This is a genomic window from Sphingobacterium sp. xlx-96 (assembly GCF_011007365.1).
In the GTDB taxonomy this organism is placed as follows: Bacteria; Bacteroidota; Bacteroidia; order Sphingobacteriales; family Sphingobacteriaceae; genus Sphingobacterium; species Sphingobacterium luzhongxinii.
Genome location: NZ_WFKM01000001.1, coordinates 98,862 through 125,381, shown reverse-complemented (window position 1 = coordinate 125,381; position 26,520 = coordinate 98,862). Strand labels below are relative to the sequence as shown.

The 26,520-nt window shown below is 40.1% G+C and carries 22 protein-coding genes, 1 tRNA gene and 1 riboswitch; of the genes, 8 read left to right on the top strand and 15 right to left on the bottom strand.

Going from position 1 to position 26,520, the window contains the following annotated elements:
* The first annotated feature begins 109 nt into the window (after positions 1–109).
* Positions 110–637 (top strand): nucleotide exchange factor GrpE, encoded by a 528-nt coding sequence (locus G7B20_RS00570; protein WP_370626275.1) that lies wholly within the window; start codon positions 110–112, stop codon positions 635–637.
* Positions 638–652: 15 nt separating this feature from the next.
* Positions 653–1,795, top strand: a complete 1,143-nt coding sequence (dnaJ, locus tag G7B20_RS00565; protein WP_164108097.1) for a molecular chaperone DnaJ — start codon at positions 653–655, stop codon at positions 1,793–1,795.
* Positions 1,796–1,828: 33 nt separating this feature from the next.
* Here dnaJ and G7B20_RS00560 read toward each other — a convergent pair whose 3' ends face one another.
* The 4 genes from G7B20_RS00560 to pdxH all read right to left on the bottom strand — a co-directional run bounded on the left by G7B20_RS00560 (position 1,829) and on the right by pdxH (position 5,738).
* The gene (locus tag G7B20_RS00560; RefSeq protein WP_164108096.1) at positions 1,829–3,208 is read right to left on the bottom strand and encodes a PDZ domain-containing protein; all 1,380 of its coding nucleotides are present in this window, start codon (positions 3,206–3,208) and stop codon (positions 1,829–1,831) included.
* 189 nt (positions 3,209–3,397) lie between these two features.
* A complete protein-coding gene (locus G7B20_RS00555; RefSeq protein ID WP_164108095.1) occupies positions 3,398–4,591 on the bottom strand; it encodes an NADH-quinone oxidoreductase subunit D in 1,194 nt (397 codons plus the stop codon).
* Between the two features lie 5 nt (positions 4,592–4,596).
* A complete protein-coding gene (locus G7B20_RS00550; protein ID WP_164108094.1) occupies positions 4,597–5,088 on the bottom strand; it encodes an NADH-quinone oxidoreductase subunit C in 492 nt (163 codons plus the stop codon).
* A complete protein-coding gene (gene pdxH / locus G7B20_RS00545; protein ID WP_164108093.1) occupies positions 5,085–5,738 on the bottom strand; it encodes a pyridoxamine 5'-phosphate oxidase in 654 nt (217 codons plus the stop codon). The genes G7B20_RS00550 and pdxH overlap by 4 nt, the downstream gene beginning before the upstream one ends.
* Before the next feature lie 217 nt (positions 5,739–5,955).
* Between pdxH and G7B20_RS00540 the strand changes: the two genes are divergently transcribed.
* A complete protein-coding gene (locus G7B20_RS00540) occupies positions 5,956–6,519 on the top strand; it encodes a YqgE/AlgH family protein (protein ID WP_164108092.1) in 564 nt (187 codons plus the stop codon).
* Positions 6,520–6,573: 54 nt separating this feature from the next.
* Here G7B20_RS00540 and G7B20_RS00535 read toward each other — a convergent pair.
* Positions 6,574–6,647: transfer RNA gene (locus G7B20_RS00535), tRNA-His, on the bottom strand.
* A gap of 114 nt (positions 6,648–6,761) precedes the next feature.
* Entirely contained in the window at positions 6,762–8,648 is a 1,887-nt protein-coding gene (gene htpG / locus G7B20_RS00530) for a molecular chaperone HtpG (protein ID WP_164108091.1), read from the bottom strand.
* Positions 8,649–9,055: 407 nt separating this feature from the next.
* Positions 9,056–9,149, top strand: a riboswitch (SAM-I-IV-variant riboswitch).
* Between the two features lie 67 nt (positions 9,150–9,216).
* Between htpG and G7B20_RS00525 the strand changes: the two genes are divergently transcribed.
* Complete coding sequence (locus G7B20_RS00525) at positions 9,217–9,495, top strand: 5-oxoprolinase (protein WP_164108090.1); 279 nt, start codon at positions 9,217–9,219, stop codon at positions 9,493–9,495.
* A 34-nt stretch (positions 9,496–9,529) separates the two neighbouring features.
* Here G7B20_RS00525 and G7B20_RS00520 read toward each other — a convergent pair whose 3' ends face one another.
* The gene (locus tag G7B20_RS00520) at positions 9,530–10,648 is read right to left on the bottom strand and encodes a DUF2891 domain-containing protein (RefSeq protein WP_164108089.1); all 1,119 of its coding nucleotides are present in this window, start codon (positions 10,646–10,648) and stop codon (positions 9,530–9,532) included.
* 67 nt (positions 10,649–10,715) lie between these two features.
* On the opposite strand from G7B20_RS00520, the gene G7B20_RS00515 reads away from it, so the two are divergent.
* Together G7B20_RS00515 and G7B20_RS00510 are read left to right on the top strand one after the other, a co-directional pair.
* Entirely contained in the window at positions 10,716–11,387 is a 672-nt protein-coding gene (locus G7B20_RS00515) for a DUF937 domain-containing protein (RefSeq protein WP_164108088.1), read from the top strand.
* Positions 11,388–11,574: 187 nt separating this feature from the next.
* Entirely contained in the window at positions 11,575–12,783 is a 1,209-nt protein-coding gene (locus G7B20_RS00510) for an MFS transporter (protein WP_240452770.1), read from the top strand.
* Between the two features lie 64 nt (positions 12,784–12,847).
* Here the strand turns inward: G7B20_RS00510 and G7B20_RS00505 are convergent, their stop codons facing one another.
* The 8 genes from G7B20_RS00505 to G7B20_RS00470 form a co-directional block, all read right to left on the bottom strand.
* Positions 12,848–14,026 carry an NAD(P)/FAD-dependent oxidoreductase gene (locus G7B20_RS00505; protein ID WP_164108087.1) on the bottom strand — a complete coding sequence of 393 codons (1,179 nt, stop codon included), beginning with the start codon at positions 14,024–14,026 and terminating at the stop codon, positions 12,848–12,850.
* A 14-nt stretch (positions 14,027–14,040) separates the two neighbouring features.
* The gene (locus tag G7B20_RS00500) at positions 14,041–15,543 is read right to left on the bottom strand and encodes a M14 family zinc carboxypeptidase (protein WP_240465966.1); all 1,503 of its coding nucleotides are present in this window, start codon (positions 15,541–15,543) and stop codon (positions 14,041–14,043) included.
* An 86-nt stretch (positions 15,544–15,629) separates the two neighbouring features.
* The gene (locus G7B20_RS00495) at positions 15,630–16,676 is read right to left on the bottom strand and encodes an LD-carboxypeptidase (protein ID WP_164108086.1); all 1,047 of its coding nucleotides are present in this window, start codon (positions 16,674–16,676) and stop codon (positions 15,630–15,632) included.
* A gap of 126 nt (positions 16,677–16,802) precedes the next feature.
* A complete protein-coding gene (locus tag G7B20_RS00490) occupies positions 16,803–18,137 on the bottom strand; it encodes a dihydroorotase (RefSeq protein ID WP_164108085.1) in 1,335 nt (444 codons plus the stop codon).
* Between the two features lie 65 nt (positions 18,138–18,202).
* Positions 18,203–18,889: an ATP-binding cassette domain-containing protein gene (locus G7B20_RS00485; protein WP_164108084.1), complete on the bottom strand. Its 687-nt coding sequence runs from the start codon at positions 18,887–18,889 to the stop codon at positions 18,203–18,205.
* Entirely contained in the window at positions 18,880–19,215 is a 336-nt protein-coding gene (locus tag G7B20_RS00480; RefSeq protein WP_164108083.1) for a hypothetical protein, read from the bottom strand. The genes G7B20_RS00485 and G7B20_RS00480 overlap by 10 nt, the downstream gene beginning before the upstream one ends.
* A 74-nt stretch (positions 19,216–19,289) precedes the next feature.
* A complete protein-coding gene (locus tag G7B20_RS00475; protein ID WP_164108082.1) occupies positions 19,290–21,128 on the bottom strand; it encodes a UbiD family decarboxylase in 1,839 nt (612 codons plus the stop codon).
* 148 nt (positions 21,129–21,276) lie between these two features.
* Positions 21,277–22,140, bottom strand: a complete 864-nt coding sequence (locus G7B20_RS00470) for a hypothetical protein (RefSeq protein WP_164108081.1) — start codon at positions 22,138–22,140, stop codon at positions 21,277–21,279.
* A gap of 240 nt (positions 22,141–22,380) precedes the next feature.
* Here G7B20_RS00470 and G7B20_RS00465 point away from each other — a divergent pair, with 240 nt between their 5' ends.
* A complete protein-coding gene (locus G7B20_RS00465) occupies positions 22,381–23,568 on the top strand; it encodes a deoxyribodipyrimidine photo-lyase (protein ID WP_164108080.1) in 1,188 nt (395 codons plus the stop codon).
* 152 nt (positions 23,569–23,720) lie between these two features.
* Entirely contained in the window at positions 23,721–26,459 is a 2,739-nt protein-coding gene (locus tag G7B20_RS00460; RefSeq protein WP_164108079.1) for a 2-oxoglutarate dehydrogenase E1 component, read from the top strand.
* The last annotated feature ends 61 nt before the right edge of the window (positions 26,460–26,520 follow it).

The window sequence follows — 26,520 nt, the reverse complement described above, 5'->3', positions numbered from 1 at the left end:
CACTTTGGACGTATTTATCTCAAAATACTGACAAGGTGTCGGATATTTTATAATGGCAAAATTTTTGAATATTATACGCAAGCTATTGAAGCAAATAAAAACTAGGGTGATGATGAACGAACAAGAACATATTCAAGACGAAAACTTAGCACAAGACAATACAGCCCAAAATGAAGCTGAAGAAGTATCTATTGAAGAATCGCTAACCAACCAACTCGCAGAGGCTAACGACAAGTATGCCCGCTTATTTGCCGAGTTTGACAACTATAAAAAGCGAACCTCTAAAGAACGTGTAGAACTGATCCAAACAGCTGGTCAAGGGGTTATTTCGAAGCTTTTACCCGTGTTAGATGATTTTGATAGAGCGCTTGCAGCAATGGCTACGGCACAAGATGTCGAAGGGATAAAACAAGGTATTGATTTAGTAAATAATAAATTCAGAAAGCTCCTTGAAAACGAAGGTCTTAAAGAAATGGAAACCACAGGGCAACCTTTCGATCCAGACTTCCAAGAGGCTATTACCAGTATCCCTGCACCATCAGAAGATCTTAAGAATAAAGTGATAGACACGGTAGAAAAGGGATACTTTCTGAATGATAAAGTAATCCGTTTTGCTAAAGTGGTCATAGGACAATAAGAAATAAGAAGAGGAATGTCGAAGAGAGATTATTATGATATACTCGGTGTATCTCGTCAAGCAGATGCAGCAGAGATAAAATCAGCTTACCGCAAACTAGCAATTAAATTTCACCCGGATAAAAATCCTGGAGATAAAGAGGCAGAAGAAAATTTTAAAGAGGCAGCCGAGGCCTATGAAATATTAAGCAATCAGGAGAAAAAAGCACGTTATGACCAATTTGGTCATGCCGGTAATTCTGGAGGCTTTGGTGGTGGTGGCATGAATATGGATGACATATTCAGCCAATTTGGAGATATTTTCGGCGGAGGTCATCCATTCGAGAGCTTCTTTGGCGGAGGATCCCGCTCAGGAGGTCGTCGTGTCCAAAAAGGGAGCAACCTACGTATCAAAGTAAAGTTAACACTTGAAGAAGTAGCAAAAGGTACCGAGAAAAAAGTTAAAGTTAATAAACAGATTGTATGTAATACCTGTGATGGATCCGGTGCTAAAGACAAATCTTCTTTCCATACCTGTAACACATGTGGCGGTTCCGGATCAGTAAGACGTGTTACTAACACCATCTTAGGCCAGATGCAAACGACCAGCACCTGTCCGACCTGTAATGGTGAAGGTGTTGAAATCACTGCCAAATGTACCACCTGTAAAGGCGAGGGATTAGAACGTGGTGAAGAAACCATCACAATAAATATTCCCGCAGGAGTCAGCGAAGGTATGCAACTCTCGATGACAGGTAAAGGTAATGCTGCGCCAAGAGGAGGAATAGCAGGAGATCTGATCATCCTTGTAGAAGAAGTTCCACATGAATCTCTCAAACGCGATGGAATCAATGTCATCTATGATTTATATATCAACTTTGCGGATGCAGCATTGGGAACAAGCGTAGAAGTACCTACCATAGATGGTAAAGCTAAAATAAAGATTGATCCAGGAACGCAAGGTGGAAAAATACTGAGACTTAAAGGAAAAGGTATTCCTGAAGTCAATTCGTACCATAAAGGAGATCAATTAATATATATTAATATCTGGACACCGAAAGCTGTGTCTTCAGAAGAACGTGAACTTTTAGAAAGACTTAAAGGTTCGGCAAACTTCAAACCTCAACCAGGTAAAAGTGAAAAATCGTTCTTTGAGCGGATAAAAGAATACTTCGAATAAAATTAAATAAGGGCTGTAAAAAACAGCCCTTATTTAATTTAAAGGGATTGGATCTATAAGTTTAAATCTAAATTTGACAATCTCCTCTCCTCGCTTTACTTCTAGACTTACAGCGTATTGATCTCGAGCTTGAAGCTTCTCCTTAATCTCTTCCAAAGTCATCTTACCTGCATATTTGCCATTAATCTTATGCACCATATCGCCCGTCTTGACCCCCGCCAAGAAAGCAGGAGACCCTACTCGTACATGATGTATGACGTAGGCTGGCACTAATTCAATTTGATACATCACATCATTGCCCAAATTGATCGTGGTCCCCTGATCCGATGCGCTCGTTAAAGGCTTATTCACCGTCCTACTTTTCAACCAGGAAAACCCCGCATGTCTAACCTCGAGTCCACTCATGTCAATATTAAAAGGATCTGAATACGTCTTGTTTTTGCGGAGATACATCACACTATCCGCATAATCAAAAACAACATCAAATCGCGCCATAATCTGATTGCCGACCGAACCTACCCTTCGCTCGATCAACCTGCGTCCACTGTAAGAACTGGTATCTGGATAAGATACAAATAATCTTCTAAACTGCCATTCAGCTATAGTGACTCCTTCGATTCGATTTCGCTTGCCATAAATATTACCGTTAAACCCCTGCCCTAAAAACTCGTAAACATAAGGCGGTGTCACCACATAACCATCTAGTACAGAAGGAAAAATCATCAAAGGATCAGAATTTCCCAGATCAACTAACATTCTTGTTGCCTCAAACCTCTTACCCCCAGCCTGTATGCCCACATCTATAAATGGTCGATCCTTCACAATATCAAGCTTAACAGGAACATACTTGCGCAGCAATCTTTCCATTCCCTCCGTCGATTTAAAGACATGCAGTCTCTTCTTGATATAATCAATACGCACTACGTGATTCTGAAAAAAATTACTCCCAAGAATACCGTGAATAGGAACCCCGATATTTTTTGAAAGATTAAGGGTACTATCTACGATGACATACAGATCATGTGCAGGATCAACAAGGGCAGAATCGCCCACAACCAATACGTTATCCAAAGACAACAACCCCTCTATTCCTCTATCGACTCCTAATCCCTGGAAATTATAAGAAGATACGTTTTTCAATATAATAGAATCTACTGCACCAAATAGCATCGTCTCCTTGACCCCGGTATCCAGAATAAAAGTCAACTCTTCCCCATTTAAGTGTACAGGTAGCATGATAATATGGTTTACGATATCAATAGGAATCACAATACTGCTTGCATCCCTTTTAAAAATCCAATGCTGTGCAGCAAGCTCCGTAATTGATTGCGATAAGATCAGTAACGATCCTACAAAAAATCGAATGAAACAAAAATTAGCCCAAGAAAAAGGAAAATTCAAGCTTATACGCATTGGTTCTTATTTTATACTTAAACTTAGGTAAAAAGCGGCATTCAAAAAAGTCATACACAAAAAAAGCCTGCATCCGGGCGGATGCAGACTTCCTATTAACCAATTATAAACTTAAATTATGAGAACACAAATATAAGGACTTATGTTTAAACTCCAAATATATTTTGCATTTTTATGCATTTTCTTTCGTTATCTATCGACCTCTCCAAGCACAATATCAATAGAACCGAGAATAGCAATCAGATCCGTAATCAGAACGCCCTTTCCGAGTTCCGGTAAAACAGAAAGATTATTAAAACTCGGCCCTCTAGCCTTTAAACGCAAAGGAATATCTGTTTTTTCTTTAGTTTCAAAATAAAATCCAAGTTCACCTTTTGGGTTTTCGGCTCGAACATAATAATTCTGCGCCTTTAAATTCACTTTTTTTGGAACCATAGCTCGGGGGTCGAACTCAGCCAAACGCGCAAAGTCTGACATTAAACGTGCAAGACATTGCTCAATGATCTTCACAGACTCGTAGATTTCATCTACACGCACTTTATACCTATCCCACGAATCTCCAACTCGCCCCATAACTCCTTCACCTACAGGAATATCAAAATCCAGCTCAGGATAGACCGAATAACCATCCACCCGTCTAAGATCCCATTTTATTCCACTAGCGCGCAACATCGGTCCCGAACAACCATAATTAATAGCCACATCCGCCGGAAGCACTCCTATATTAGCGGTGCGAGAGATAAAAATCTGATTGGTAGACAACAATTCATCCAACTCCATTAATTTCGGTCTGAAATAATCAATGAATTCTTTGCACCGTTGCTCAAAACCCACAGGTAGATCGTAAAACAGGCCTCCTATCCAGATATAATTATACAACATCCGTGATCCTGAAGCCCATTCAAGCATATTCATAATATGCTCTCTATCTCTAAAACACCACATAAAAGGAGTGAATGCTCCAATATCAATTCCGTAGGTACCGATAGCGATCAAGTGAGACGCGATTCGATTCAATTCGCAAACTAGTACACGGATATATTCCACCCTTTTCGGAATCTTATCATCAATCCCCAACATACGTTCTACACCCATTACAAACGCATGGCTATTGTTCATAGAAGCCAAATAGTCCAATCGATCGGTAAAAGGGATACTTTTACCATAATTCATCGACTCCGCATGCTTGTCAAAACAGCGGTGCAGATATCCCAAATGTGGGATCACCTCTTTGACAAGCTCCCCATCGGTAACAAGCTCCAAACGCAACACCCCATGTGTAGAGGGGTGCTGAGGTCCCATATTAATAATCATCTCCGTCGAGCCGATCTGTTGTACTCTTTCCAAATACCTTTCGTATCCTTGATTATACTTGATATGCATGTGATCTAATTCTTAATGGAAATACCGTGATAGCTTTCCGGATCCTCATAATCCTTACGTAATGGAAATCCCTCCCAATCATCCGGCAATAAAATACGTCTTAAATCGGGGTGATCCGAAAAATAAATCCCCATAAGATCAAAAGCCTCACGTTCGTGCCAGTTCGCTGTACGCCATATAGAACTCACCGAAGGAATCTCCGGTAGGTCGTCCACATTGCGACTATGCGCTACCTCCACACGTAATGTCAACTGCAATTGAAATGGAATAGAACTTAGATTGTAAACTACCCCAAATTTGGATTCCGGAAAATAATCGATCGCTGTAATATTAGCCAAAAAGTCAAAATAAAACTTAGGGTGATCTCTCAACCAGAGACACACCTCCTGCAGTTTTTCACATTTTACAATTAGTGTATCCTGAAGTCCTGTTTCCATTACTTGGACAACATCTTGACCAAACAGCTGATCTGCCGCTTCTTTGATTTGCAAGGTCATGGTGCCAACCTGTTTATAACCCAATTATTTTCCTCTAAAAAATAAACTATGCGATCATGCAATCTAGAACTTCGTCCCTGCCAAAACTCTATCCGCACTGGCTTGACAAGATATCCTCCCCAGAAGAGAGGTCGATCTACCTTTTCAGATTGCGCAAACTGCTGTTCATAAAAGTGCACACGTTGTTCTAAAAAATCCCGATCAGGTATGATTTGACTCTGTGGAGATGCCCAGGCCCCTATCCGGCTTCCCTTTGGGCGCGAAGCAAAATATTCATCCGAATCCTCTTCACATAGACGCTCGACCACACCTTCTATCCGCACCTGTCGTTGCAGCTCGGGCCAAAAGAACAACAGACACACATTTGCACAATGTGACATATCCAAGCCTTTCTGACTTTCATAATTTGTAAAAAAGCTGAAGCCATCAGCCTTAATATCTTTCAACAACACGATTCTAGATGAAGGAAATCCCCCTTCACTAATTGTAGATAGTGTCATTGCGTTCGGTTCTATTGCATTGGCATGCATAGCTTGTTCAAACCACTGGGTAAATTGAAGCAGCGGATCAGCACTAACCTGTTTTTCGGAAAGAGAGTCCTTGACATAATCTTCACGAATCGCTGCAATTTTTTTATGATCGATTGCCATAGGTTGTATTTTGTTTCTTTGACAAACTTACTAAATGCGACACAAAAGATTGTCATCTTTCCTCCCTTTTTAACCTCAACACTTTAAGATGTCGACCTTTTTTATAGATTTTATCCAAACAGCCACCAATTAACATGCAATAGAAACCGTCGGTTAACTTCAATTGTATATAAAGACAAATTTTTCTAAGTTTATAGTAGAATAATTACGATATAACATGTTCAATCAAAATGCCCCCCAACAAGGAAGTCTATTGATTTCAGAACCATTCATACTCGATCCTAATTTCGAACGTTCTGTCGTTGTCCTATGTGAACACAACCAAGAAGGAACTTTAGGTCTGGTACTAAATCATCTTTCCAATGTATTATTATCGGATATCATAGCAGAGATAACATGTAAAGATTTCCCTGTTTATATCGGAGGCCCTGTACAAAATGATGCTTTATTTTTTCTGCATTGTACGCCACAAAAAATCAGCGGAGGTACGCCAATCGGCACAGATCTCTTTTGGGGAGGCGACTTAGAACAGGTTTTAGAATTAATCGATAACCATCTTATTTATCCACAGGAAATAAAATTTTTCTTAGGGTATTCCGGTTGGTCTGTAGGCCAATTGGAAGAAGAAATAAAACAAAATTCCTGGGCGGTGCATAATTCGTTTGAACCAGAACTCACATTTCTAACAGATGGAGAGACCCTATGGAAACAAGCATTAATCAGTCTCGGTCCCAAATACGCTCATGTTGCCAATTTCCCGAAAAGTCCTTATCTAAATTAAGCAAAGAGCATACAAAAAAAAAAGCCTCTCATTACTGAGAAGCCTTTAGAAGCGGGTAAGTAATCGGGCTCGAACCGACGACCCCTAGAACCACAATCTAGTGCTCTAACCAACTGAGCTATACCTACCGTGTTTGTGATACAAAAGTAGGTTTTTAATTCATATAGTGCAAATATTTTTAACAAAAAATCCTCATTGCATAATAACACAATGAGGATTAAGTAATTATTTTTTTAGAATGATTAAATCATCTCTACACTTCGCTTCACAAACGAAGTCAAATCAGCGCCAGTAAGCAATCCTCGCGATAATAAAGCCAAATCAAAAGCCTGTTTAGCCAATTTTTCACCTTCTTCTTCACCACTTTCTATGATACGCTTTACCAACGGATGGTTACCATTTACGCTAACTTTATAGTTGTCCGGAATACTACCATAGAATCCCATTCCACCACCCGTCTTCGCCATATCTTTCATGCGACGCATAAACTCATCTAACGTTACAGAGACAGGCAACTCATCCGCTTTCAATGCTTCGATCTGTACATTCATATCCTGACGGTTGATCGCCTTCTGGAACAGGTCAGTAGCCTTCTTACTCTCTTCCTCGTTCAACACCAATTCAATTTTCTCGTCTTTCTGGATCAACTTATCGATGACATCCGAATCAACGCGTTTTAGCTGAACTTTTTCGCCACCTTTTTGCTCCAAATACGAAGTAATATGCGTATCCAAAGGTCCATCCAGCACCAATACATCATATCCCTTAGCAGCAGCCGTGGTGATAAAACCATCTTGTTGGGCGACATCTGAGCTGTATAGGTATACAATATTACCATCCTTATCTACCTGAATATCCTTTACTTTTTCATAATATTCTTTCAGGGTATAACTTTCGTTGGATGTGTTCTTTAATAAACAGAAATCATTTGCTTTATCTGCAAATTTTTCATCACTCAGCATACCGTACTTAATGAAAAGACCGATATCTGTCCATTTTTCTTCAAATCCTTTACGATCCGATTTGAATATTTCCTGCAGTTTATCCGCAACCTTCTTCGTGATATAGTTATTAATTTTCTTCACATTACCATCTGCCTGTAGAAATGAACGTGATACGTTTAATGGAATATCCGGAGAGTCAATAACACCGTGCAATAACATCAAAAACTCAGGAACGATATCCTTCACCTCATCTGTAATAAATACCTGACGCGAGTAAAGCTTAATCTTATTACGCTGAATTTCTAGCTCGTTCTTTATTTTCGGGAAATAAAGGATACCTGTCAGGTTGAATGGATAATCGACATTCAGATGGATCCAGAATAAAGGTTCATCCATTGACTGCGGATACAACTCGCGGTAAAAAGAAAGATAATCTTCATCTGTCAGTTCCGAAGGAGACTTCGTCCAAGCTGGATTTGTATTGTTAATAAAGTTATCAACTTCAATCGATTTGTATTTAGGTTTACCCTCTTCGTCTTCACCATCTGGCTCCGATGTAGTTTTTGTACCGAAACGAATAGGAACAGGCAAGAACTTGGCATACTTATCCAGGATCTGCTGCAACTTAAACTTATTTAAGAATTCCTCGGAATCCGCATTGATATGTAGAATAATGTCTGTTCCACGTGTCGTACGCGTACCTTCCGAAATCTCGTATGAAGTACTACCATCACAGGTCCAGTGTGCTGGTTCAGCGCCATCTTGGTAAGACAAAGAGTCAATCTCCACCTTATCTGCAACCATAAATGCCGAATAGAAACCTAAACCAAAACGCCCAATGATTTCATTCGCATCGTTGGCCTCTTTAAATTTCTCCATGAACTCAGTAGCACCTGAAAATGCAATCTGGTTGATGTATTTTTTGATCTCTTCCGCAGTCATACCAATACCGTTGTCCGATATCGTAATAGTTTTAGCTGCTTCATCAAATTTCACATCAACAACTAGCTCACCTACTTCACCATTGAACTGACCTAGCGAAGATAACCGTTTAATTTTCTGAGAGGCATCCACAGCATTAGACACCAATTCTCTTAAGAAAATCTCGTTATCAGAATATAAAAACTTTTTGATCACCGGAAAAATATTCTCGGTGTGGATCGAGATACTACCTTTTTCTTGCATATGTATTTTACTATTTAACTTTTTATTATCACAATAAACTTATCAAGGCCTGTTCCAAAGTTGACTTTAAGACAGAATGTCAGAATAACATAAGAAAAGCACTAAAATTCTGTCACTCTTATCTCTTTCAATTATACATTATCACCTCCTTATATATAGGTTTAAGACAACGGTATATCTCCTTCTGTCCAATTAGGTATTTAACTGAGATGAAATAGAGGGTTTATAGAGATTTACCTCTATTAACCCTCTACAAACCCTCTATTATAGCTCTATAAAACCACAGTAAAGTTAGAAGAATACACGGCTAAAGTAACTACTAATATCCTATGACGAAACATTGGTATAAAAACAAAAGCAGAAAATGAAAGGTTCTCTTTGTTTTTATCAAAAAGTCTACTAAATTTGTAGCGTATTCAGAATTGCAAAAGCAATACCAACCGAGTGTAGTCACCGCGGTGGTAAAATAATACGGGTTTACAACCAAAATAAACGTCTTAAAAACGCTTATTTTTCCTACCGATTTCTGGATACAATTTATGGTTTAACAAATAAATTTTTAAATTGTATGGCAACATCAATATCATTCTATCAACACTTATTAGAGAAGTTTGCACACTACTCCACCGAAGAGCTTATCCATCTCAATAATGAAACTATAAAAAGTCAAGGCTGGGGTTCTTCAAGAGCGACATTCCGTACGGCCATCATATCGGCTTTCTCCAAAAAAGGAGTTGATTTGTCCCACATCGTGACCAAAAACGATGGCTTTACCAGTATTCTATCGGTACCGGTAAAGCTTGTCGAAAACACATTGATCCCGATCAGTTGCGATTCTAAATCGTAATTGATCGGGATCAATGTGTTTTCACCCTTGGGGACTAATGGGCATGTGCTATAGCGTACAGCGCAAAAGTACCCAACCAGTGCGACCCCATATAATCATCTTGTGCAGACAGATTGGGCAACGAAAAGGCGATGTGCTCATTTGCTATTTTATTCAAATGCGACACTTGAGGAATAGCCTTGGCAATTCCGTACAGACAAGCGGCACGGCTGTAGTTCAATCCATCCAGGTGGACGAGCTTGCCGTCTGTACGATCTTTAACTACAGCTGCAGACAGGCTGAATCCCGGCTCAAATAGACTAGGCATAAATTTTTTAAGCCAACCGCTATACGATTGCTCATCTAGGATCTTACTCATTAAATATGCTTCCTCTAGACAAGGTGATAAGAAGTCATAACCACTCGGCTCATAGGCTAGATTACAATTCACGTCATTTAGAAAAAGCCGTGTGCCATGCTCTTTCAATACCGATTCAAAAGCTTTATCCCCTACCGAACGGGCATAATCCAATGACAGTGACAATCCAAAAGCCGAGTTATCATGCTGTCCGGCACGGATAGGATAGACCAATTTAGGCAGGTACTCTTTGTACCTATCGACCAATAGGTCTACCAAAGGCTGTAAATTTGATTTCCATCGCTGCGCGTCGGTATTCTCTTTCCATTGCGACAGGCTTTCCTGGAGTTTAAACAACCAAGCCCATCCATATGTACGTTCGAAACTGGTATTGTTTTTATCCTTAAAAAAAGCCAATTCCACGGCTACATTTTCCGGAGTGATATGTTGATTCAAAATAGAACGGATTTTTCCGTCCTTATCCAGATCTGGGTATTTTTGCAGGAGCTCCACAATAGACCAATAGCCATGTACCGACGAATGCCAGTCAAAACAGCCATAAAATATTGGACGCAGCTGCTTAGGCGATTTTAAGTCGTCGCTAGACCCCAATACCTGTCCTAGCTTATTCGGGTACTCCACTTCAAGACAGTGGATAGGCAATAAAAAAATTTGAGCAGCCTGTTCTTTCGTCAGGCTAATGTGTGCTGCCTCCTCCTTCGTATCCATTGGTTCCTTCCTTGCAGAATTATTACTACAATTCGAAAAAGAAATACTGCAGACAAGAGCCAAAGGCATCCATAGTTTGATTTTCATTTCGTATTTTTATTTAGCTTTAATAGATTGTTCTAAAATTATCATAATTACATTAAACTATCAAGTCATGAACATAACAGACTTAGTCACAGGAGGCATCGGCTCGAAAGCCATTTCTTCAATCGCAAATTTATTGAATATTGAAGAAAGCAAGGCAAAATGGCTCGTCGCTGCTGCCGTACCTTTAATGATTGCTGCATTAAACTATAATGCAAAAAAAGACCCTTCCAAAGAAGCGGGAATCAATAAAGCATTAGATCAACATAGTGGAGATATACTGGACCAACTGGGTGGATTGCTCGGACAAGAACCTTCTGATGATGACAATAAAATTGTCAACCATATGTTTGGTAATAATACCGAAATGGTAAAGGACAACCTTGCCGCTAAGACAGGGATATCAACGGACAAAATCGGCAATGTGCTGGCCATCTTGGCTCCTATTGTCATGGGCTATCTGGGCAAGCAAAAACAAGAACAATTCTCTGGAGGAGGCCTTGGTGATCTATTGGGAGGGCTGATTGGTGGCCAATCAGGCAGTTCCTCAGGTGGAGGAATCTTAGGCAGTATCTTAGGATCAGTACTTGGTGGGGAGGCTGGAAAGGAAGACAACACACAACAAGGATCTGCAAGCTTCGGCGGATTAGGTGATCTAGCAGGCGAATTCTTCAATAAGGATAAAGGCAATGACCAGAAAGGATCAGTACTGGATTCCTTAGCCAGCATGTTTGGCAAGTAAAAAACCTCACCAGAATGATAAACTTTTGACACGGTAAAACCGTAAGACTATTTTTCCAATCTTACGGTTTTACATTTTTACTTTTTCATTATATATAAAACCTTATTTTTGTAGCCTTGAACCTCCTTCTCCGGAGGTATCAAAGTATTCATCATATAGATGAGTTCTTTTCCTAAACAGGTTTTAAATGTCTATAAATAAAGGGTTAGTTGCTTTAGCTTTTGGTGGTCTCGCCATCGGAATGACTGAATTTACGATGATGGGTATATTACCTGACATCGCCTCAGATATTAATATCGATATTCCTACAGCCAGCAATTTGATAGGATTATACGCCTTGGGGGTAGTTGTCGGTGCTCCCACATTAGTTGCTGCCACATCCAAGTACCCTGCAAAAAAAGTACTTCTCTTCTTAATGTTGCTTTTCTTTGTCTTCAATGCGCTTTTTACCATAGCACCCAATCATTGGAGTCTCTTCATCTCACGTTTTATATCAGGTCTGCCCCATGGAGCATTTTTTGGAATAGGTTCCGTTGTAGCCGCTAAGCTCGCTAAGCCTGGTAAGGAAGCACAGGCCATCTCCATGATGTTTACAGGTATGACAATTGCCAATCTTGCAGGTGTACCATTAGGCACCTATATTGGACACCATTATTCATGGCGGATAACCTATGCTGTTATATCTCTTTTAGGGTTAATTACGTTTCTAGCTATTTACTTTTGGATGCCTATTATCCCAGCCAATAAGAACAATAACGTCATTCAACAAATAAGCTATTTCAAACGCTGGGATGCATGGCTAATGGTAGCTGTTATCGCGATCGGGACAGGAGGTCTCTTTGCATGGATCAGCTATATTTCAAAACTAGTTACTACCGTATCTGGTCTATCTCCGGACCAGGTATCTATCATTATGGTGCTCATCGGTGCAGGTATGTTTGTCGGAAATATTGTCGGGGGCAGATTAGCAGACCGCATCTCTCCTAGCAAAGCTGCTATTGCAAGTTTTTCTGCAATGGCATGCTGTCTACTGATTCTCTTCTTTATCGCGCATATTACCGTATTAGCTTACCCTATGGCTTTCATCACCGGAATGATAGCATTCAGTATTGGCTCTCCACTACAGATGATGCTGATCAATAACGCAAAAGGAGCAGAAACCTTCGCTGCCGCAGGTGGACAGGCCTCGTTTAACATTGGTAACTCACTAGGAGCCTATTTTGGTGCTGTCCCCATAGCTTATGGCCTAACTTACAACTACCCTTCTTTAATCGGGGTGGTTATGGCTTCAACTGGCGCAGTACTAGCCCTACTATTCTATCTAAAAGTAGAGAAAAAGCAAACCGTTCGAGGTAAAAAATTCGAGAACTTAGAGGAGTTAATGAAAAGCCATTAGACTAAGAATTAAAGAGGGGACATCTCTATCCTAACCTGCTTTTTTAGAATCTTACATTTATGTTCTATAGAGCATCATGAGGGTAGGATATTGCTTTGGCTACCCATGCTCCGGTACTAAAACAGCCTTGCAACAAATAGCCCCCCGTTGGCGCTTCCCAATCAATCATCTCCCCTACACAGTGAACTTTCGGAAATCTATATAAAGCGAGATTCTCGTCAAGCTCTTCAAAAGAAACCCCGCCTGCGGTAGAGATTACTTCTTCAATAGGCCTTAAGCCTGTAACATGAATCGGGTATCGCTTGATCGCCATAGCGAGTGACCTGGAATCTATAAACACATCTTTGTCCAATCTTTTCAAAAGGGCAATAGCTGTTTTCGACAGCTTTACTTTGGTTTTCAATAGAGATACCACACTTCCGACTCCTGTAAGCTTGTCCATGATACTATCTACCGACATATTGGGCTTTAGATCAATCTCCAACTCTAAGGGGAAAATATCTTTTCTGGTAAATCTATTCATGTGATAAAGAGGCCCCCCTTCTACTCCATAACTTGTAAATACAATTTCACCAAGCTTAGTATAGCTTTTATAGCGAATTTGTATGTTCTTCAACGCCTGCCCTTCGATATCACTCCAATCTTCTTCTGTGTTATACCCCGAATTAGCCGATTCGAGGGGTGTTACATTAATTCCCTTTTGCTCCAACATCGACACCCAAGAGGCATCAGACCCAGTCTTTTTCCAAGAAGCACCTCCTAATCCCAAAATAAGCTTTTCATACTTAAAGGCTAAAATTTCGCCTTTATGACGCAGATATACATTGTTCACATCAAAATCTACCAGTTGAAATTGATAGAACACGGATACCTCCAATTCTTTAAGGTAGACGAGCCAAGCCTGCAATACCTGAATAGGCTTGATGTGCCTTTCAGGAAATATTTTACCCGAGCTCCCCACGTAGGTAGGAATACCTATTTTAGAAAGCCAGGTTACAGTTGCTTTATTATCGAAAGACCTAACGATGTCTCGAACAAAAGCTGTAGCATATTTCTCTACAAAGGCATCTATAGGTTCGCTATGTGTAAGGTTAAAACCGCCATCTCCTGCTACCAAAAACTTTCGTGCCGCCGCTTTGTTCTGTTCATAGACATGTACTTTATAGCCTTGGATCGCCAACTGTTGAGCCGCCATCAGTCCTGCGGGCCCTGCACCAATAATGATAATGGGATTACGACTCATCGAAACTTCTGCTATTAGTGTACTCTACTTTTAAATAGTTTGCCCTTAATATCCTTGGATAGGTCTATCAGGTAACCATTAAATACAGCATAGTGCAGCTTTCCTGTCGCATCGCCTATATAAAAATTGGCAGTACCTCCTAGATCCATGCTCGTAGTGGGGAAAAATTGCTTCTGTGTAAAGAAATGAATCGGGTAGTTATGCAGACTACTCGCCTTACTACTTCCGATCGTCTTGACAGGGACTGCCATGATTCCTTTTTTCAGCAAATCAAAGGCATCTTTCTGAGAAAGCACAGAGGCGCTATCCAATACCAAAGTCGAAGACTTGGCCGGGATAAACTGCAAACCTTTGACATCGACTTCATCGTAACCAAAAGATTCCTGGAGATCGCCTATGTCTTCGATACGACCACGCACAAAATAATCCCGATCGACCGTTGTCTCTCCTCTACGGATAGCTATATCTGTCCGAAATTCTGTAGAGTCTGTGTTTATAGATAAATTACGAATGACGACATCGTGTAGTTGCGAAGCATTAAAGGGTATCTTTTCGTAGTCTTGGACTTCATATTGTCCATATGAACCTTCCGCAATTTGAACTAAGGCATTGAGAATAATGATAAAATTCAACTTTCGTATTTCTTGCTTTTCAACGTCATCTTTACGCCCACCAGATTCAATCAGAACTGTACTTGCCCCCCAGGACTGAAAATTGTCTCCAAAACCTCTTGGCGTATGTGCGTCATCGTATTTGGCTACAGCATCAGGTATATACTGTTGAAGTAGACTATTCATCCCAACAATTATTTTCATAGCATCTCCCCTCACCTCGTTGATTTCCCTTTCGTAATTATATGCAGGAGCCAACAAAGAGATCTGTACTGGATTGCTTTTTTCCGGAACATTATAGTAAATATTTTGGTCATGTAGGTTAAAACCGTACCTCGGTTTCACAATCTTAGCCCGTTCTTTTAGTAAAGCGCCCTCTACCGTCTGCCCTGCACGGGCATCTCTGTTCATATCGATACTTTGGGCAGTGCGTCGGGTAAACCGTTCGGCACCATCTGGATTTAACATCGGGATAAAGTGAAGATTCAACTTTGTTTTTAACAAGTCTCGGACTGCATCTTGTCCATCTGCTTTCCCTTCCAGGAAATTAAACAAATCAAACAAGGCCATTGTCGCAGTGGGTTCATCTCCGTGCATCTGCGACCAAAGCATGACGACTTTATCTCCAACACCGTATTGCAGCTCATAAATAGCTCTTCCTTCAAAGGATTTGCCGATAGGAGTAACTTCCAGCACAGCTCTTTCTTTATGTTTTTGTACTAAGGAGTCTACATCTGCATGCTTGAAACGACGATGCTGTAAAACAGACTCTTTATAGGTATTATGTAGGGTATTGTAAGTGGTGGTATCCAAATTCATAGCTGAAGAATAATCCGAAGCAGGTGTTTTTGTGCCTTCACAGGTTGTAATGGCACCGATAGTTAAAATTAGGGCAAAAAGCTTCATATGTAATTCATTTGATTTTCATCTGTCATATGGAATATCCTAACTGCAGTTATCCCTGTTTGTACAGCTTATGCTATATGGATATTTCATAACAATGATTTCTCTAAATATTCAATCTTTCCTAAACTAGCATCCATACGGGCCAGTACGCCTACAGGCATAAGGAATTGATCGGAGATATGACCAATCATCGCGCCAGAATATGCAGGAATCCCCAAGGGTTTGATATAATCGTTGAGCATCTGCTCGACAGTAAGCGCTCCATATCCACCAGAGGGGCCACAATTGGTACATTTGCCGAATATAAATCCTGTGATTTGCGACAGAATACCCGCATTCATCAATTGACAAAACATCCGATCTAAACGATCCGATTTTTCATCAATCTCCTCTACAAACAATATCTTATCCTTAAAATCAGGTAAATAAGGACTACCACATAACCCTGCTAACAATGTAAGATTGCCACCGATAATAGTTCCTTCTACAATACCAGGAGTAATAGTCTGAATACGATCTTTATATTGTATGATCTGTGTATCGGATTTCTTAGGATTTTCAAAGCAGGCTAATTTGTTATCGAAAAACTGGTCTTTGAACAGCTGAGCAACATAATTACTCCAAGTACTGATACCTACCACGCCATGGAATGAAACTAGTCCTACCTTAGTGTAAAATGCCAGTAGTAACGCTGTCACATCGCTATAACCCAACAATATTTTTGGATTGCGCGCGACCAAATCATAGTCTATACGGCTTAATAGTCGTGATGTGCCATTTCCCCCCCGTATACAGACAATAGCCTGCACCGACTCATCTGCAAACATCTTATGCAGATCTTCTAACCGCTGTTCGTCTGTCCCCGCGAGATTGCCGTAACGTGCACGAATATTTTTCCCTTCTTTGACCGAAAAACCAAAGTAGGTAAATACTTCTTTGGCCATTGTTATTGATTCTTCATCTTCAACAGCACCTGCCGGCGCGATAAGCCCAATGGTATCTCCTTCTTTCAGCACATTCCCTTTTAATAGGGTCTTGGCACTAGAAAAATAAGGACCTGCCTTGGTAAACTTTGACAAGGTAAGTGCACCCGCGCCAAGCCCCAGACTTTTTAAAAAATCTCTTTTGTTCATTCTATTATCCTGTTATCGAGTGAACTTGTTATCGTGTTATCGAGTAAACTTTTTATCCTGTTATCCTGCTATCGATTGAACTGGATAACTAGATAACTTGTTAACTACATAACTTTATAACCTCCTTTACCTATTAAACAGCAACCGATGTCCGGATCCTACCTCAATAATCTTGCCTTCACTGTATGCCAGATTTCCGGAAACAAGGGTATGCACGATACTAGAAGAAAAAGTATGTCCTTCATAAGGTGACCAGCCACATTTGGAAAGAACATTGTCTTTAGTGACTGTGTATCCCTTATTCAGATCTACTAAAACTAAATCTGCCCAATAACCTTCACGAATAAACCCACGCTGCTCAATTTCAAAACAAATAGCAGTATTATGTGCAGTCTTTTGAACCAGTTGTTCAAGCGTCATCTTTTCTTGTTTTACAAGGTCCAACAGTGCTTGCAATGCGTGCTGTACCAAAGGTCCTCCGGAAGGAGCCTGAAGATAAGGTTGTTCTTTTTCTTCGATCGTATGTGGCGCATGATCCGTAGCGATTACATCAATATGTCCATCCAAAACTGCAGCTAAAATCTGATCTCTATCCGTAGCAGTTTTCACTGCGGGATTCCATTTGATATAGTTACCCTTTGTCTTGTAATCCGCATCTGAAAACCAAAGATGGTGAATACAGGCTTCGGCAGTGATTCGCTTTTGTTTCAAAGGAATGTTATTCGTAAACAAAGCTGTTTCTTTACCTGTGGAAATGTGTAAAATATGGAGTCTTGTATTATTCTTTTTTGCAAGTTCAACGGCTTTGGAGGAGGACAGATAACAAGCTTCTTCCGAACGGATCAAAGGATGCATATCAATAGTGATACCTTCACCATACAATTCTTTATAATGTGCTAAATTTGATTTAATCGTGGCTTCATCCTCGCAGTGTGTCGCAATTAGTGTCGGTGCATTTTTAAAAATCTGCTCTAAGGCTATTTCATTATCGACTAACATATTCCCTGTAGAAGAGCCCATAAATACCTTGATACCACAGACATCACGCGGATTAGTTTTAAGAACCTCACTCAGATTGTCATTACCTGCTCCCATAAAGAAGGAATAATTGGCCAACGAGCTATCTTGTCCGATGTCGTATTTATCCTGCAATAAACGTTGGGTAAGGGTATTAGGTACGGTATTGGGCATCTCCATAAAGGACGTGGTACCTCCGGCTACTGCTGCTCGACTCTCTGTAAAAATATTCGCTTTATAGGTTAATCCCGGTTCGCGGAAATGCACTTGATCATCGATCAAACCCGGTAAAAGGTGTAATCCTTCGGCATTGATCTCGCGATCGGCCGGCAGATCAATTTGCTTACCTATCTTTTCGATTCGACCGTTTTTTACAAACAGATCCAGTGCTTCAATTTTTCCTTCGTTGACTACCTGTGCATTTTTTATTAAAAGAGATGACATATCGTGATTGTGAGTAAGATTAAAATGAAACACAAACTTACTAAACAAAACGTTCTACACCTATTTTAATCATCAAAAGTTCCTTCGGGAACATAAAAATATTCCAGGTCTTTTTTATTCTCGATAGACCTACATCCTCCATTTTGAAGCAATAGAATCCGCGTACTGATATCCAATACAGAGTTATAATGGTGATCTGAAATCACAAAACCTTTGCAATGCTTGTATTGGAGGATTACTTCCTGTATCCGCTCTTTAAGATAAGGAGATACCCCTGAGAAAGGTTCATCCAATAGGTAATAGGTCGCTGGCTGATGTATGAGCAACAGCAATTCAAGATAACGCTGCTCACCCACCGACAGCTCGGCTACTTTTTGATGGAGAACTTTTGCTATTACCTCGTCCTTTTGGATCGACTCAACAGTTTCTGCGCTTGCAATCATGAGTTTAATGGCATTCCTGACAGAAATATAGGTGGGCAAATAATGCTGCTGCGGAAGGTAACAAACTTTATTCGTCTTGAAAACGGCCTCCATCCGTACTCCATCCAATTTGATATACGCATTTTTAGCACGCAAAGCTCCGAAGATAATTTTCATCAAGGTGGTCTTACCACAACCATTCCGTCCTAATAGCGCTACGACCTCCCCCACTTTACAACTAAGGTATACGCCACTCAACAGTTGGTAATTAGAGTTATAGGAAAACTCTATGGAATCGGCATAAAGCTCCCCTTCGACTGTCATATCCATACAAGAGGGAATAAGAGTAAAGTGAAAATGATATTAATCAGAAAAGCGACTGCAACAACCTTTCTTTTCGAAAAACCTAGATTATAATATAGGTAGTTGGTGTGCTTACTAAAGAACATATCCACACCTACTGCAATAAGAAAACCAACGGTAGCAAAAACAAAGGGTAGCTTTCTGATCCCCTCGATCGTAGACTCTACTGTAAATACTGGCGTTACAGCCATCATATTGCCCAGTTCCATTTTCAACGGGATTACACTCAGCACAAGGGATATCCCCAAATTCGCCAGAAAGATTTGCTTATAATAGAACCAATAAACCTTCATTATTTAGATTTTCAGTTCTAAGATAGCAATTAACCACCCGCTACTCCTAGTATTTAATAGTTTTTAACATATTATTAAATAACACCGTACAAAGATCCTCCTTTTGCCCCCAATCGATCGATATGACGTTCTACCGTTTCGTCTTTAATCAGATCTGGGGCATGGTGCGGCTTACGGCGCGCATCGATAATAACTGGCCCTTCGCAACCCCAATGTTTAAACTTGGTAAATGAACGGATGCCATAAATATCGAAAGCGGGGTTGGACTTGGTAAATGTAACCCAGACAAAGTTGTTGATGCTATCGGCGGTAAATCCTGCATCATCTGCGATGACCAACATCGGAATACCCTCGAAATCTACCTCTTTAGCAGCTTCACACCAAGACGCTAAAATAGCCTGTTCCTCTTCGTAAGACGTGAATGTGGCCCCATCCAAAATGAGCACCCCTGGCAAAGCCAATTTGGCATTATTAAAAGGTCTTGGCAAATCCATATTTGCTGGCATCTGTGTGATTAGCGTACGTTTCTTGGATCCTGCCGCTGCAAACACCACCTTAGAACCTGCATTCAGGCCATCACCGGAATAATCTAATGTATCTATTGTAGTATTGGTATGAAAGTGCAAATCGCGCGTTGGGTCTATACGCTCAAGAAGATGGCTTAAATAACCTGGAATATCATGGATATCGAGCTGAGGATTGTCCTCATCGGCTGTAATAAATAAGTATTTAGCGAGACTCAATTGATTTTTACCTAAGATCTGATTGGCAATAGTTAAGATCTCTTGAGGACGATCAACCTTCTGATAGGGGGTATAACTCTCTCGACCGATAGCGAATAGCAAAGGATGTACACCCGCTGGATCGACTGCATGAACGGCTTTTAATCCTGCTATTTCTTTAGGAATAGCACTCCCTGTAATCTCATGGATCAATGCTCCAAAACTAGTATCTTCTTGTGGTGGCCGCCCTACTACAGTAAATGACCAAATAGGGTCTTTTTTATGGTATACATTATGTACGCGCATCAATGGGAAGGGATGGGTCAAACTGTAGTAACCGATATGATCACCAAATGGACCTTCAGGTTTGTTTTCGTTCGGATAGACGGTACCTGTGATCACAAAATCAGCATCGGCAGAAATACAAAAACCTTCATCATCATAGAAATATCTAAACCTACGATTACCTAACGCTCCGGCAAATATCATCTCTGACAGCCCTTCTGGTAACGGCATGACTGCCGACAAGGGATGCGAAGGAGGACCTCCGACGAATATACTCACTTTTAAAGGCTTGCCTAACGCATTGGCCTTTTGCTGATGTACACCGATACCGCGATGCAGCTGGTAATGAAGCCCGATTTCTTGATCCTGAATATAATCATTGCCTGAAAGTTGAATGCGGTACATTCCCAGATTGGCCTTCATAATGCCAGGCTGTGCAATGTCTTCGGTATATACCTGCGGCATAGTCACAAAGGCACCACCATCCATAGGCCAGTTTACGATCTGTGGCAGTTTGCTGATTTGGGTTTTACCATAGCTGATGGGAGCATTTGATTTTTTTTTCCAGGGCAAAGCACCTAAAGCCACTGCAGAGGAACCAATGTACTGAAAGGGATTTCTCAGTACAGCTGAAGGATCCATCTTGACATCTACAAGCTTCTTGATATGTGTCAACGTGTCCCGAAACATGAACTTGGATCGATCCAATGTACCGAACAAATTGGACACAGCCGGGAACTTGGATCCCTTTACATTTTCAAATAGCAATGCTGGCCCCTCTACATCAAAAACACGCATATGAATAGCGGCCATTTCCAAATATGGATCAACTTCTTCCTTTATCCGTACTAAATGTCCATGCTGTTCCAAATCGGCAACACAAGCCGCTAAACTAGGGTATCCCATATCTTTTTATAAGTTGAATAGCAAAAATAATAGAATATTTCTGCTAAAAAAACTTTCATAGCATCAGGATTACTTTGACAATCGTAAAAGTTCCTCATGTTCATAGTAAACAGTTTCTTGTAGAAAAAAGTCAGTTTGACATTGCGTCTTATAGTCCGCGCTCTATAGGTATGGTTGCAAAGTCTACTTGTTCCTTCCAAAGGGTATTATCGGTAATCTGGGCTCCAATCATCCCCAACAGATAATCATCGTACAACTGGCTATCTATGCCATACAACAATTTATTAAACCATACTGCAAGCTTCTTACTGGGCAGAGAAAACACTCTATAACCCATCTGAACACCGCGTTGAGTGATATAACACTGTACTAGCTCATTCATATCCATAATTCGCTCACCACCAAACTCGATCCATTGACAAATAAAGCTATCTTGCCAGTTCACCTTTTTTATAAAAGAAAAAAGATCAGACAACAGTATAGGTTTGAATTTTATATTCCCCAATTCGGAATAAAGATAGATCAACCTGTTTTTCAACATCTCGTCCATAAGCCGTTCAAAAGAACTACCACTTCCAACAGCGAGATCTTTTAATAGAATAGTATACTGTACACCCAACTCTTGAAAGAGATCTTCGACCGCCATCAGGCACCCAGTATCATAGGCTCTCGCTACATATACAACACGGTTGCATCCTGCGCGCTTTGAAAGAAAAATAAAATTACGTAATGACAAAAGCTCATACTGTATACCGAGTCCATCTTTTTGATTTTTTCTCTGCGCAAAATAAATAGACAAATCCAATGATTCTATGTGAAAATCATCAAAGGATTTTCCTTTTTTTATAAGATCCACTGGAAAAATTGTAACATTGAGATCAGCGCTCATCTTTCGTTTTAAAAGATCGACATCTCTAACTATACCAAAAACTTTATGCGCCGAATCAGGTAAAAAAGACAAAGCAGCACGGCCAAGATAGGAATTCAACCCACACAATAATAAATTCATCACGCTATACTTATTTTAGCTTTCATACCTACAATAAGTGTACTTACCATTAATTTGTTTTCGCAAAAGTAACGGTTTATTCATTTTATCTAAAAAATAAGTAGGAAATTAACACATTTTGACTTATTAAAGATGATTTGTTTAAATATTGTAAATATTCAATATCTCGCACGGCATAATACCTTAAATGTAATATCTTTACACCACTTGAAATTAATCTAAATAATAGTACGTGGTAGGTAAATGAGCAAAAAGGTTATTTTAGTTTGGTTTAGGAATGATCTTCGTACCCATGACAATGAGGTACTCCAGAATGCTGTTCTGAAAGCAGATTTTATTATTCCGGTTTATATTTTCGACCCTCGTTATTATGAAGAAAACAAATTCGGTTTTCAAAACACCGGGAAATCCCGAGCAGATTACATTGCCCAAACCGTACTTTCCTTAAAAGACAAGCTAGAATCACTTGGTGGTGATTTATTGACGTATCAAGGATATCCCGAAGAGATTATCCCGCAATTGGTACAAAAATACGATGTCGACGAGGTATATCACCATCGTGAAGTAGCACAACGAGAAACAACCATTTCGGAACTTGTAGAGGAGTCATTATGGAAAGTAAAACGTAACCTTCGCCATTTTATCGGCCACACCTTATACCACAAAGAAGACCTGGCCTTCCCTATCAGAGACATTCCCAATGATTTCAATACATTCCGTAAAAAGGTTGTCAAAGAGAGTTTCGTGAGGGAGTGTGTAGCGGATATACAAAAGGTGAGTACCCCTCCGCATCTTGAGAAAACTAATTTTCCTTTTAAACTAAGTTCAACAAAACCCACCGATCAATTTGGTGAATCTGCTGCTTTTGACGCTTTGACAAGACTGGTCAAAGACACGGAGATAAACATGGAAAGTTATACGGATCTATCTCCCTACCTCGCCTTGGGGGTACTATCCCCTGCATTTACCTTTCATTATTTGAACAAAAACATCAATTCGAAGAACAAAAAGGGGATGAATGCCTTTATAGAGAGCTTAATGATGCGGGACTATTTTCGCTTTATGTTAAAAAAATACCCTAATTGCTATTTTAAAAATAAACAAGAACCCTCGGAAAATAATAGTCTTTCGCTATGGACTCAAGGCCTTACGGATAGTCAAACGGTAAACAATTTAATGTTAAAATTGAATAAAACAGGTAGATTAACACGTAAGGAGAGGGAGATAACAGCCTTATATCTCATCTACGAACTTAATGAAAACTGGCTTGCAGGTGCTGCATGGTTCGAGCAACAGCTTATTGATTATGCTCCAGCAACGATTTATGGTTTTTGGGCGCACATGGCCAACCAAGGAACTAGTCTTAAAAACAACAGAAGTATAGCCGACTGGTACAAGGTGAAAAATGACGTTTTAAGGGAAGTAATTTAAACTCTTACAAGGCTTTATTTATCCAAATATGCCATTTAAATTTTTAGTGTTAAAATTGACACTATTTAACTGCAAAAACTTAAACTTCAATACTCGAAACTCCTATTTAATTCCTAAATTTGGCAAATTCTTATTGATTATATCAAAAGTAAATGGATAAATTGACATATTTGAGTAACGCCGATTCGAGCTATATCGATGGGTTATATCAAGCGTACAAGCAAGATCCAAATTCGGTAGATTTTGGATGGCAAAAATTTTTTGAAGGTTTTGAATTTGGTCAAGGTGCTGAAGGTGTCAGTATCGACACTGAAAATGTTTCAGAGCATGCGCTGAAAGAAATTAATGTATTGAACATGATTCACGGCTATAGAGACCGTGGTCATTTGTTTACACACACCAATCCGGTCCGTGAACGTCGCAAATACTATCCGGGTAAAGAGTTGGAGACTTTCGGTCTTTCTGAAGCTGACATGGACACTGTATTCAATGCAGGTGTTGAAATCGGCCTAGGTCCTGCTAAGCTACGTGACATCCGTCAACTTATCGAAGACACTTACTGTCGTTCTATAGGCGCTGAATTTAAATATATACGTAATCCGGAAAAAATAAAATGGTTGCAAGACCGTATGGAAGCGGATCGTAACATGCCCAAATACACGACAGAGCAAAAGAAACGCATTTTACAAAAAATTAATAGAGCTGTAGTTTTCGAAAGCTTCTTGGGAACAAAGTTTTTGGGTCAAAAGCGTTTTTCTCTAGAAGGTGCTGAAAGTTTAATAGCGGCTCTGGATTCTGTAATGGAGAAAGGTGCTGATCTGGGCATACAGGAATTTATGATCGGTATGGCACACCGCGGTCGTCTTAATGTATTGGCCAATATCATGGGTAAACCGTACAAAACTATCCTTTCGGAATTCGAGGGTAAGATGTACAAAGAGGAAGATCCTGAATTGCAATTTGGTGGTGACGTAAAATACCACTTAGGCTATTCATCAGATATCACAACAGACAAAGGTAAACATATCCACCTGTCTCTAGCACCCAATCCATCACATCTTGAGACGGTAGACCCTATTGTCGAAGGTATGGTACGTTCAAAAATAGACATGAAATATGACGGCGATTCATCGAAGATCGCTCCGATTTTAATCCATGGAGATGCAGCTATCGCTGGACAAGGGGTCGTTTTTGAAGTAACTCAAATGTCCAAGTTGGATGGTTACAAAACCGGCGGTACAATCCATATCGTGATCAATAACCAAGTAGGTTTCACGACAAACTATAAAGATGCACGTTCGGGTACATACTGTACGGATGTCGCAAAAATCACTTCTTCACCTGTATTCCATGTAAATGGGGACGACGCTGAGGCTGTAGTCTACGCGATCAATCTAGCAGTTGAATACCGTCAAAAATATAAAACTGATGTTTTCATCGATTTGTTATGCTACCGTCGTTACGGACACAACGAAGCTGATGAACCTAAGTTTACACAACCTTTGTTGTACAAATTGATAGAAAAGCATGCTAATCCAAAAGAGGTGTATGCAAAAAAACTAATAGACGAAGGTTCTATCGAGGCTTCTTATGCTAAAGAAGTAGAGAAAGAATTCAAGGACTATCTACAAACTCAACTCGATGCTTCGAAAGCAGTAGAAAGCTTAGAAGAAGAGGTACCTATGTTTGGTGGTGCGTGGAAAGGTTTACGCCCAGCTAAGCGCGCGGATATCTTCCAACCTACAGAGACTAAGGTTTCGACGAAAACGTTTAAAGAGTTGGCTACGCAGATTACAACATTGCCTAAAGACAAGAAATTCTTCCGTAAAATATCTAAGCTATTTGAAGATCGTGCTTCTATGATTGACAAAGATGCTTACGATTGGGCGATGGGCGAATTGATGGCATACGCGACTTTACTAAATGAAGGAAAGCGTGTCCGTATCTCTGGGCAGGATGTACAACGTGGTACATTTTCGCATCGTCATGCTGTATTGACATTAGAGGATTCGGAAGAGAAATACGTACCATTGGCCAATGTTAAAGGCGGCGATAAATTTAGCATATACAACTCCCTTCTTTCGGAATACGGTGTTTTAGGTTTTGAATATGGCTATGCTTCGGCAAATCCACAAGCCCTTACGATATGGGAAGCGCAGTTTGGTGATTTCTACAATGGTGCTCAGATCATTGTCGATCAGTACTTAAGTAGTGCCGAAACGAAATGGAAGCGTTCTAACGGTTTGGTTATGCTATTACCTCACGGTATGGAGGGACAGGGTCCAGAACACTCTTCCGGACGTATTGAAAGATTCTTGGAGTTGTGTGCAAATGATAACTTAATCGTTACCAACTGTACTACACCAGCAAACTACTTCCACTTACTACGTCGCCAATTGGTCCGCGATTTCCGTAAACCGCTGGTTGTATTTACACCTAAGAGTTTATTACGTCATCCAAAGGTTGTTTCTAAACTAGAAGATTTTACAAAAGTAAACTTCCAAGAGGTGATTGATGACAATGCCGTTAAAGCAGCTTCTGTAAAACGTGTACTTTTCTGTTCAGGTAAAGTATATTACGACTTATTGGAGAAACAGCAATCGGATAAGCATAATGATGTTGCTATCGTGCGTATCGAACAATTATACCCTGCACCGATAGACCAATTGTCGGCTATTCGTAAGAAATATAGTAAAGCTACGGAGTTCATATGGGTTCAGGAAGAAAACGAAAACATGGGCGCATGGCCATATTACTGCCGTAAATTCCGCAGGTCTGAAATTGAATTTACTGATGTAATCGCAAGGAAAGAGAGCGGAAGTCCGGCTACAGGCTATATGAAACAACATATCGCTCAACAAGAGGCAATCATTAATAAAGCATTCGCATAAACAATTTATAAAAGCTAAACGTTGTATATAATAAGATATATACAACGTTGGTTTTAAAAAG

Bases quoted from the DNA above. Each gene is read 5' to 3' on its own strand.
- G7B20_RS00570 (WP_370626275.1), top strand. From the start codon at position 110: ATGATGAACGAACAAGAACATATTCAAGACGAAAACTTAGCACAAGAC.
- G7B20_RS00540 (WP_164108092.1), top strand. From the start codon at position 5,956: ATGTTCAATCAAAATGCCCCCCAACAAGGAAGTCTATTGATTTCAGAA.
- G7B20_RS00500 (WP_240465966.1), bottom strand. From the start codon at position 15,543: ATGAAGCTTTTTGCCCTAATTTTAACTATCGGTGCCATTACAACCTGT.
- dnaJ (WP_164108097.1), top strand. From the start codon at position 653: ATGTCGAAGAGAGATTATTATGATATACTCGGTGTATCTCGTCAAGCA.
- G7B20_RS00505 (WP_164108087.1), bottom strand. From the start codon at position 14,026: ATGAGTCGTAATCCCATTATCATTATTGGTGCAGGGCCCGCAGGACTG.
- htpG (WP_164108091.1), bottom strand. From the start codon at position 8,648: ATGCAAGAAAAAGGTAGTATCTCGATCCACACCGAGAATATTTTTCCG.
- G7B20_RS00465 (WP_164108080.1), top strand. From the start codon at position 22,381: ATGAGCAAAAAGGTTATTTTAGTTTGGTTTAGGAATGATCTTCGTACC.
- G7B20_RS00555 (WP_164108095.1), bottom strand. From the start codon at position 4,591: ATGCATATCAAGTATAATCAAGGATACGAAAGGTATTTGGAAAGAGTA.
- G7B20_RS00520 (WP_164108089.1), bottom strand. From the start codon at position 10,648: ATGAAAATCAAACTATGGATGCCTTTGGCTCTTGTCTGCAGTATTTCT.
- G7B20_RS00560 (WP_164108096.1), bottom strand. From the start codon at position 3,208: ATGCGTATAAGCTTGAATTTTCCTTTTTCTTGGGCTAATTTTTGTTTC.
- pdxH (WP_164108093.1), bottom strand. From the start codon at position 5,738: ATGGCAATCGATCATAAAAAAATTGCAGCGATTCGTGAAGATTATGTC.
- G7B20_RS00510 (WP_240452770.1), top strand. From the start codon at position 11,575: ATGTCTATAAATAAAGGGTTAGTTGCTTTAGCTTTTGGTGGTCTCGCC.
- G7B20_RS00485 (WP_164108084.1), bottom strand. From the start codon at position 18,889: ATGGATATGACAGTCGAAGGGGAGCTTTATGCCGATTCCATAGAGTTT.
- G7B20_RS00480 (WP_164108083.1), bottom strand. From the start codon at position 19,215: ATGAAGGTTTATTGGTTCTATTATAAGCAAATCTTTCTGGCGAATTTG.
- G7B20_RS00495 (WP_164108086.1), bottom strand. From the start codon at position 16,676: ATGAACAAAAGAGATTTTTTAAAAAGTCTGGGGCTTGGCGCGGGTGCA.
- G7B20_RS00515 (WP_164108088.1), top strand. From the start codon at position 10,716: ATGAACATAACAGACTTAGTCACAGGAGGCATCGGCTCGAAAGCCATT.
- G7B20_RS00490 (WP_164108085.1), bottom strand. From the start codon at position 18,137: ATGTCATCTCTTTTAATAAAAAATGCACAGGTAGTCAACGAAGGAAAA.
- G7B20_RS00525 (WP_164108090.1), top strand. From the start codon at position 9,217: ATGGCAACATCAATATCATTCTATCAACACTTATTAGAGAAGTTTGCA.
- G7B20_RS00475 (WP_164108082.1), bottom strand. From the start codon at position 21,128: ATGGGATACCCTAGTTTAGCGGCTTGTGTTGCCGATTTGGAACAGCAT.
- G7B20_RS00550 (WP_164108094.1), bottom strand. From the start codon at position 5,088: ATGACCTTGCAAATCAAAGAAGCGGCAGATCAGCTGTTTGGTCAAGAT.
- G7B20_RS00460 (WP_164108079.1), top strand. From the start codon at position 23,721: ATGGATAAATTGACATATTTGAGTAACGCCGATTCGAGCTATATCGAT.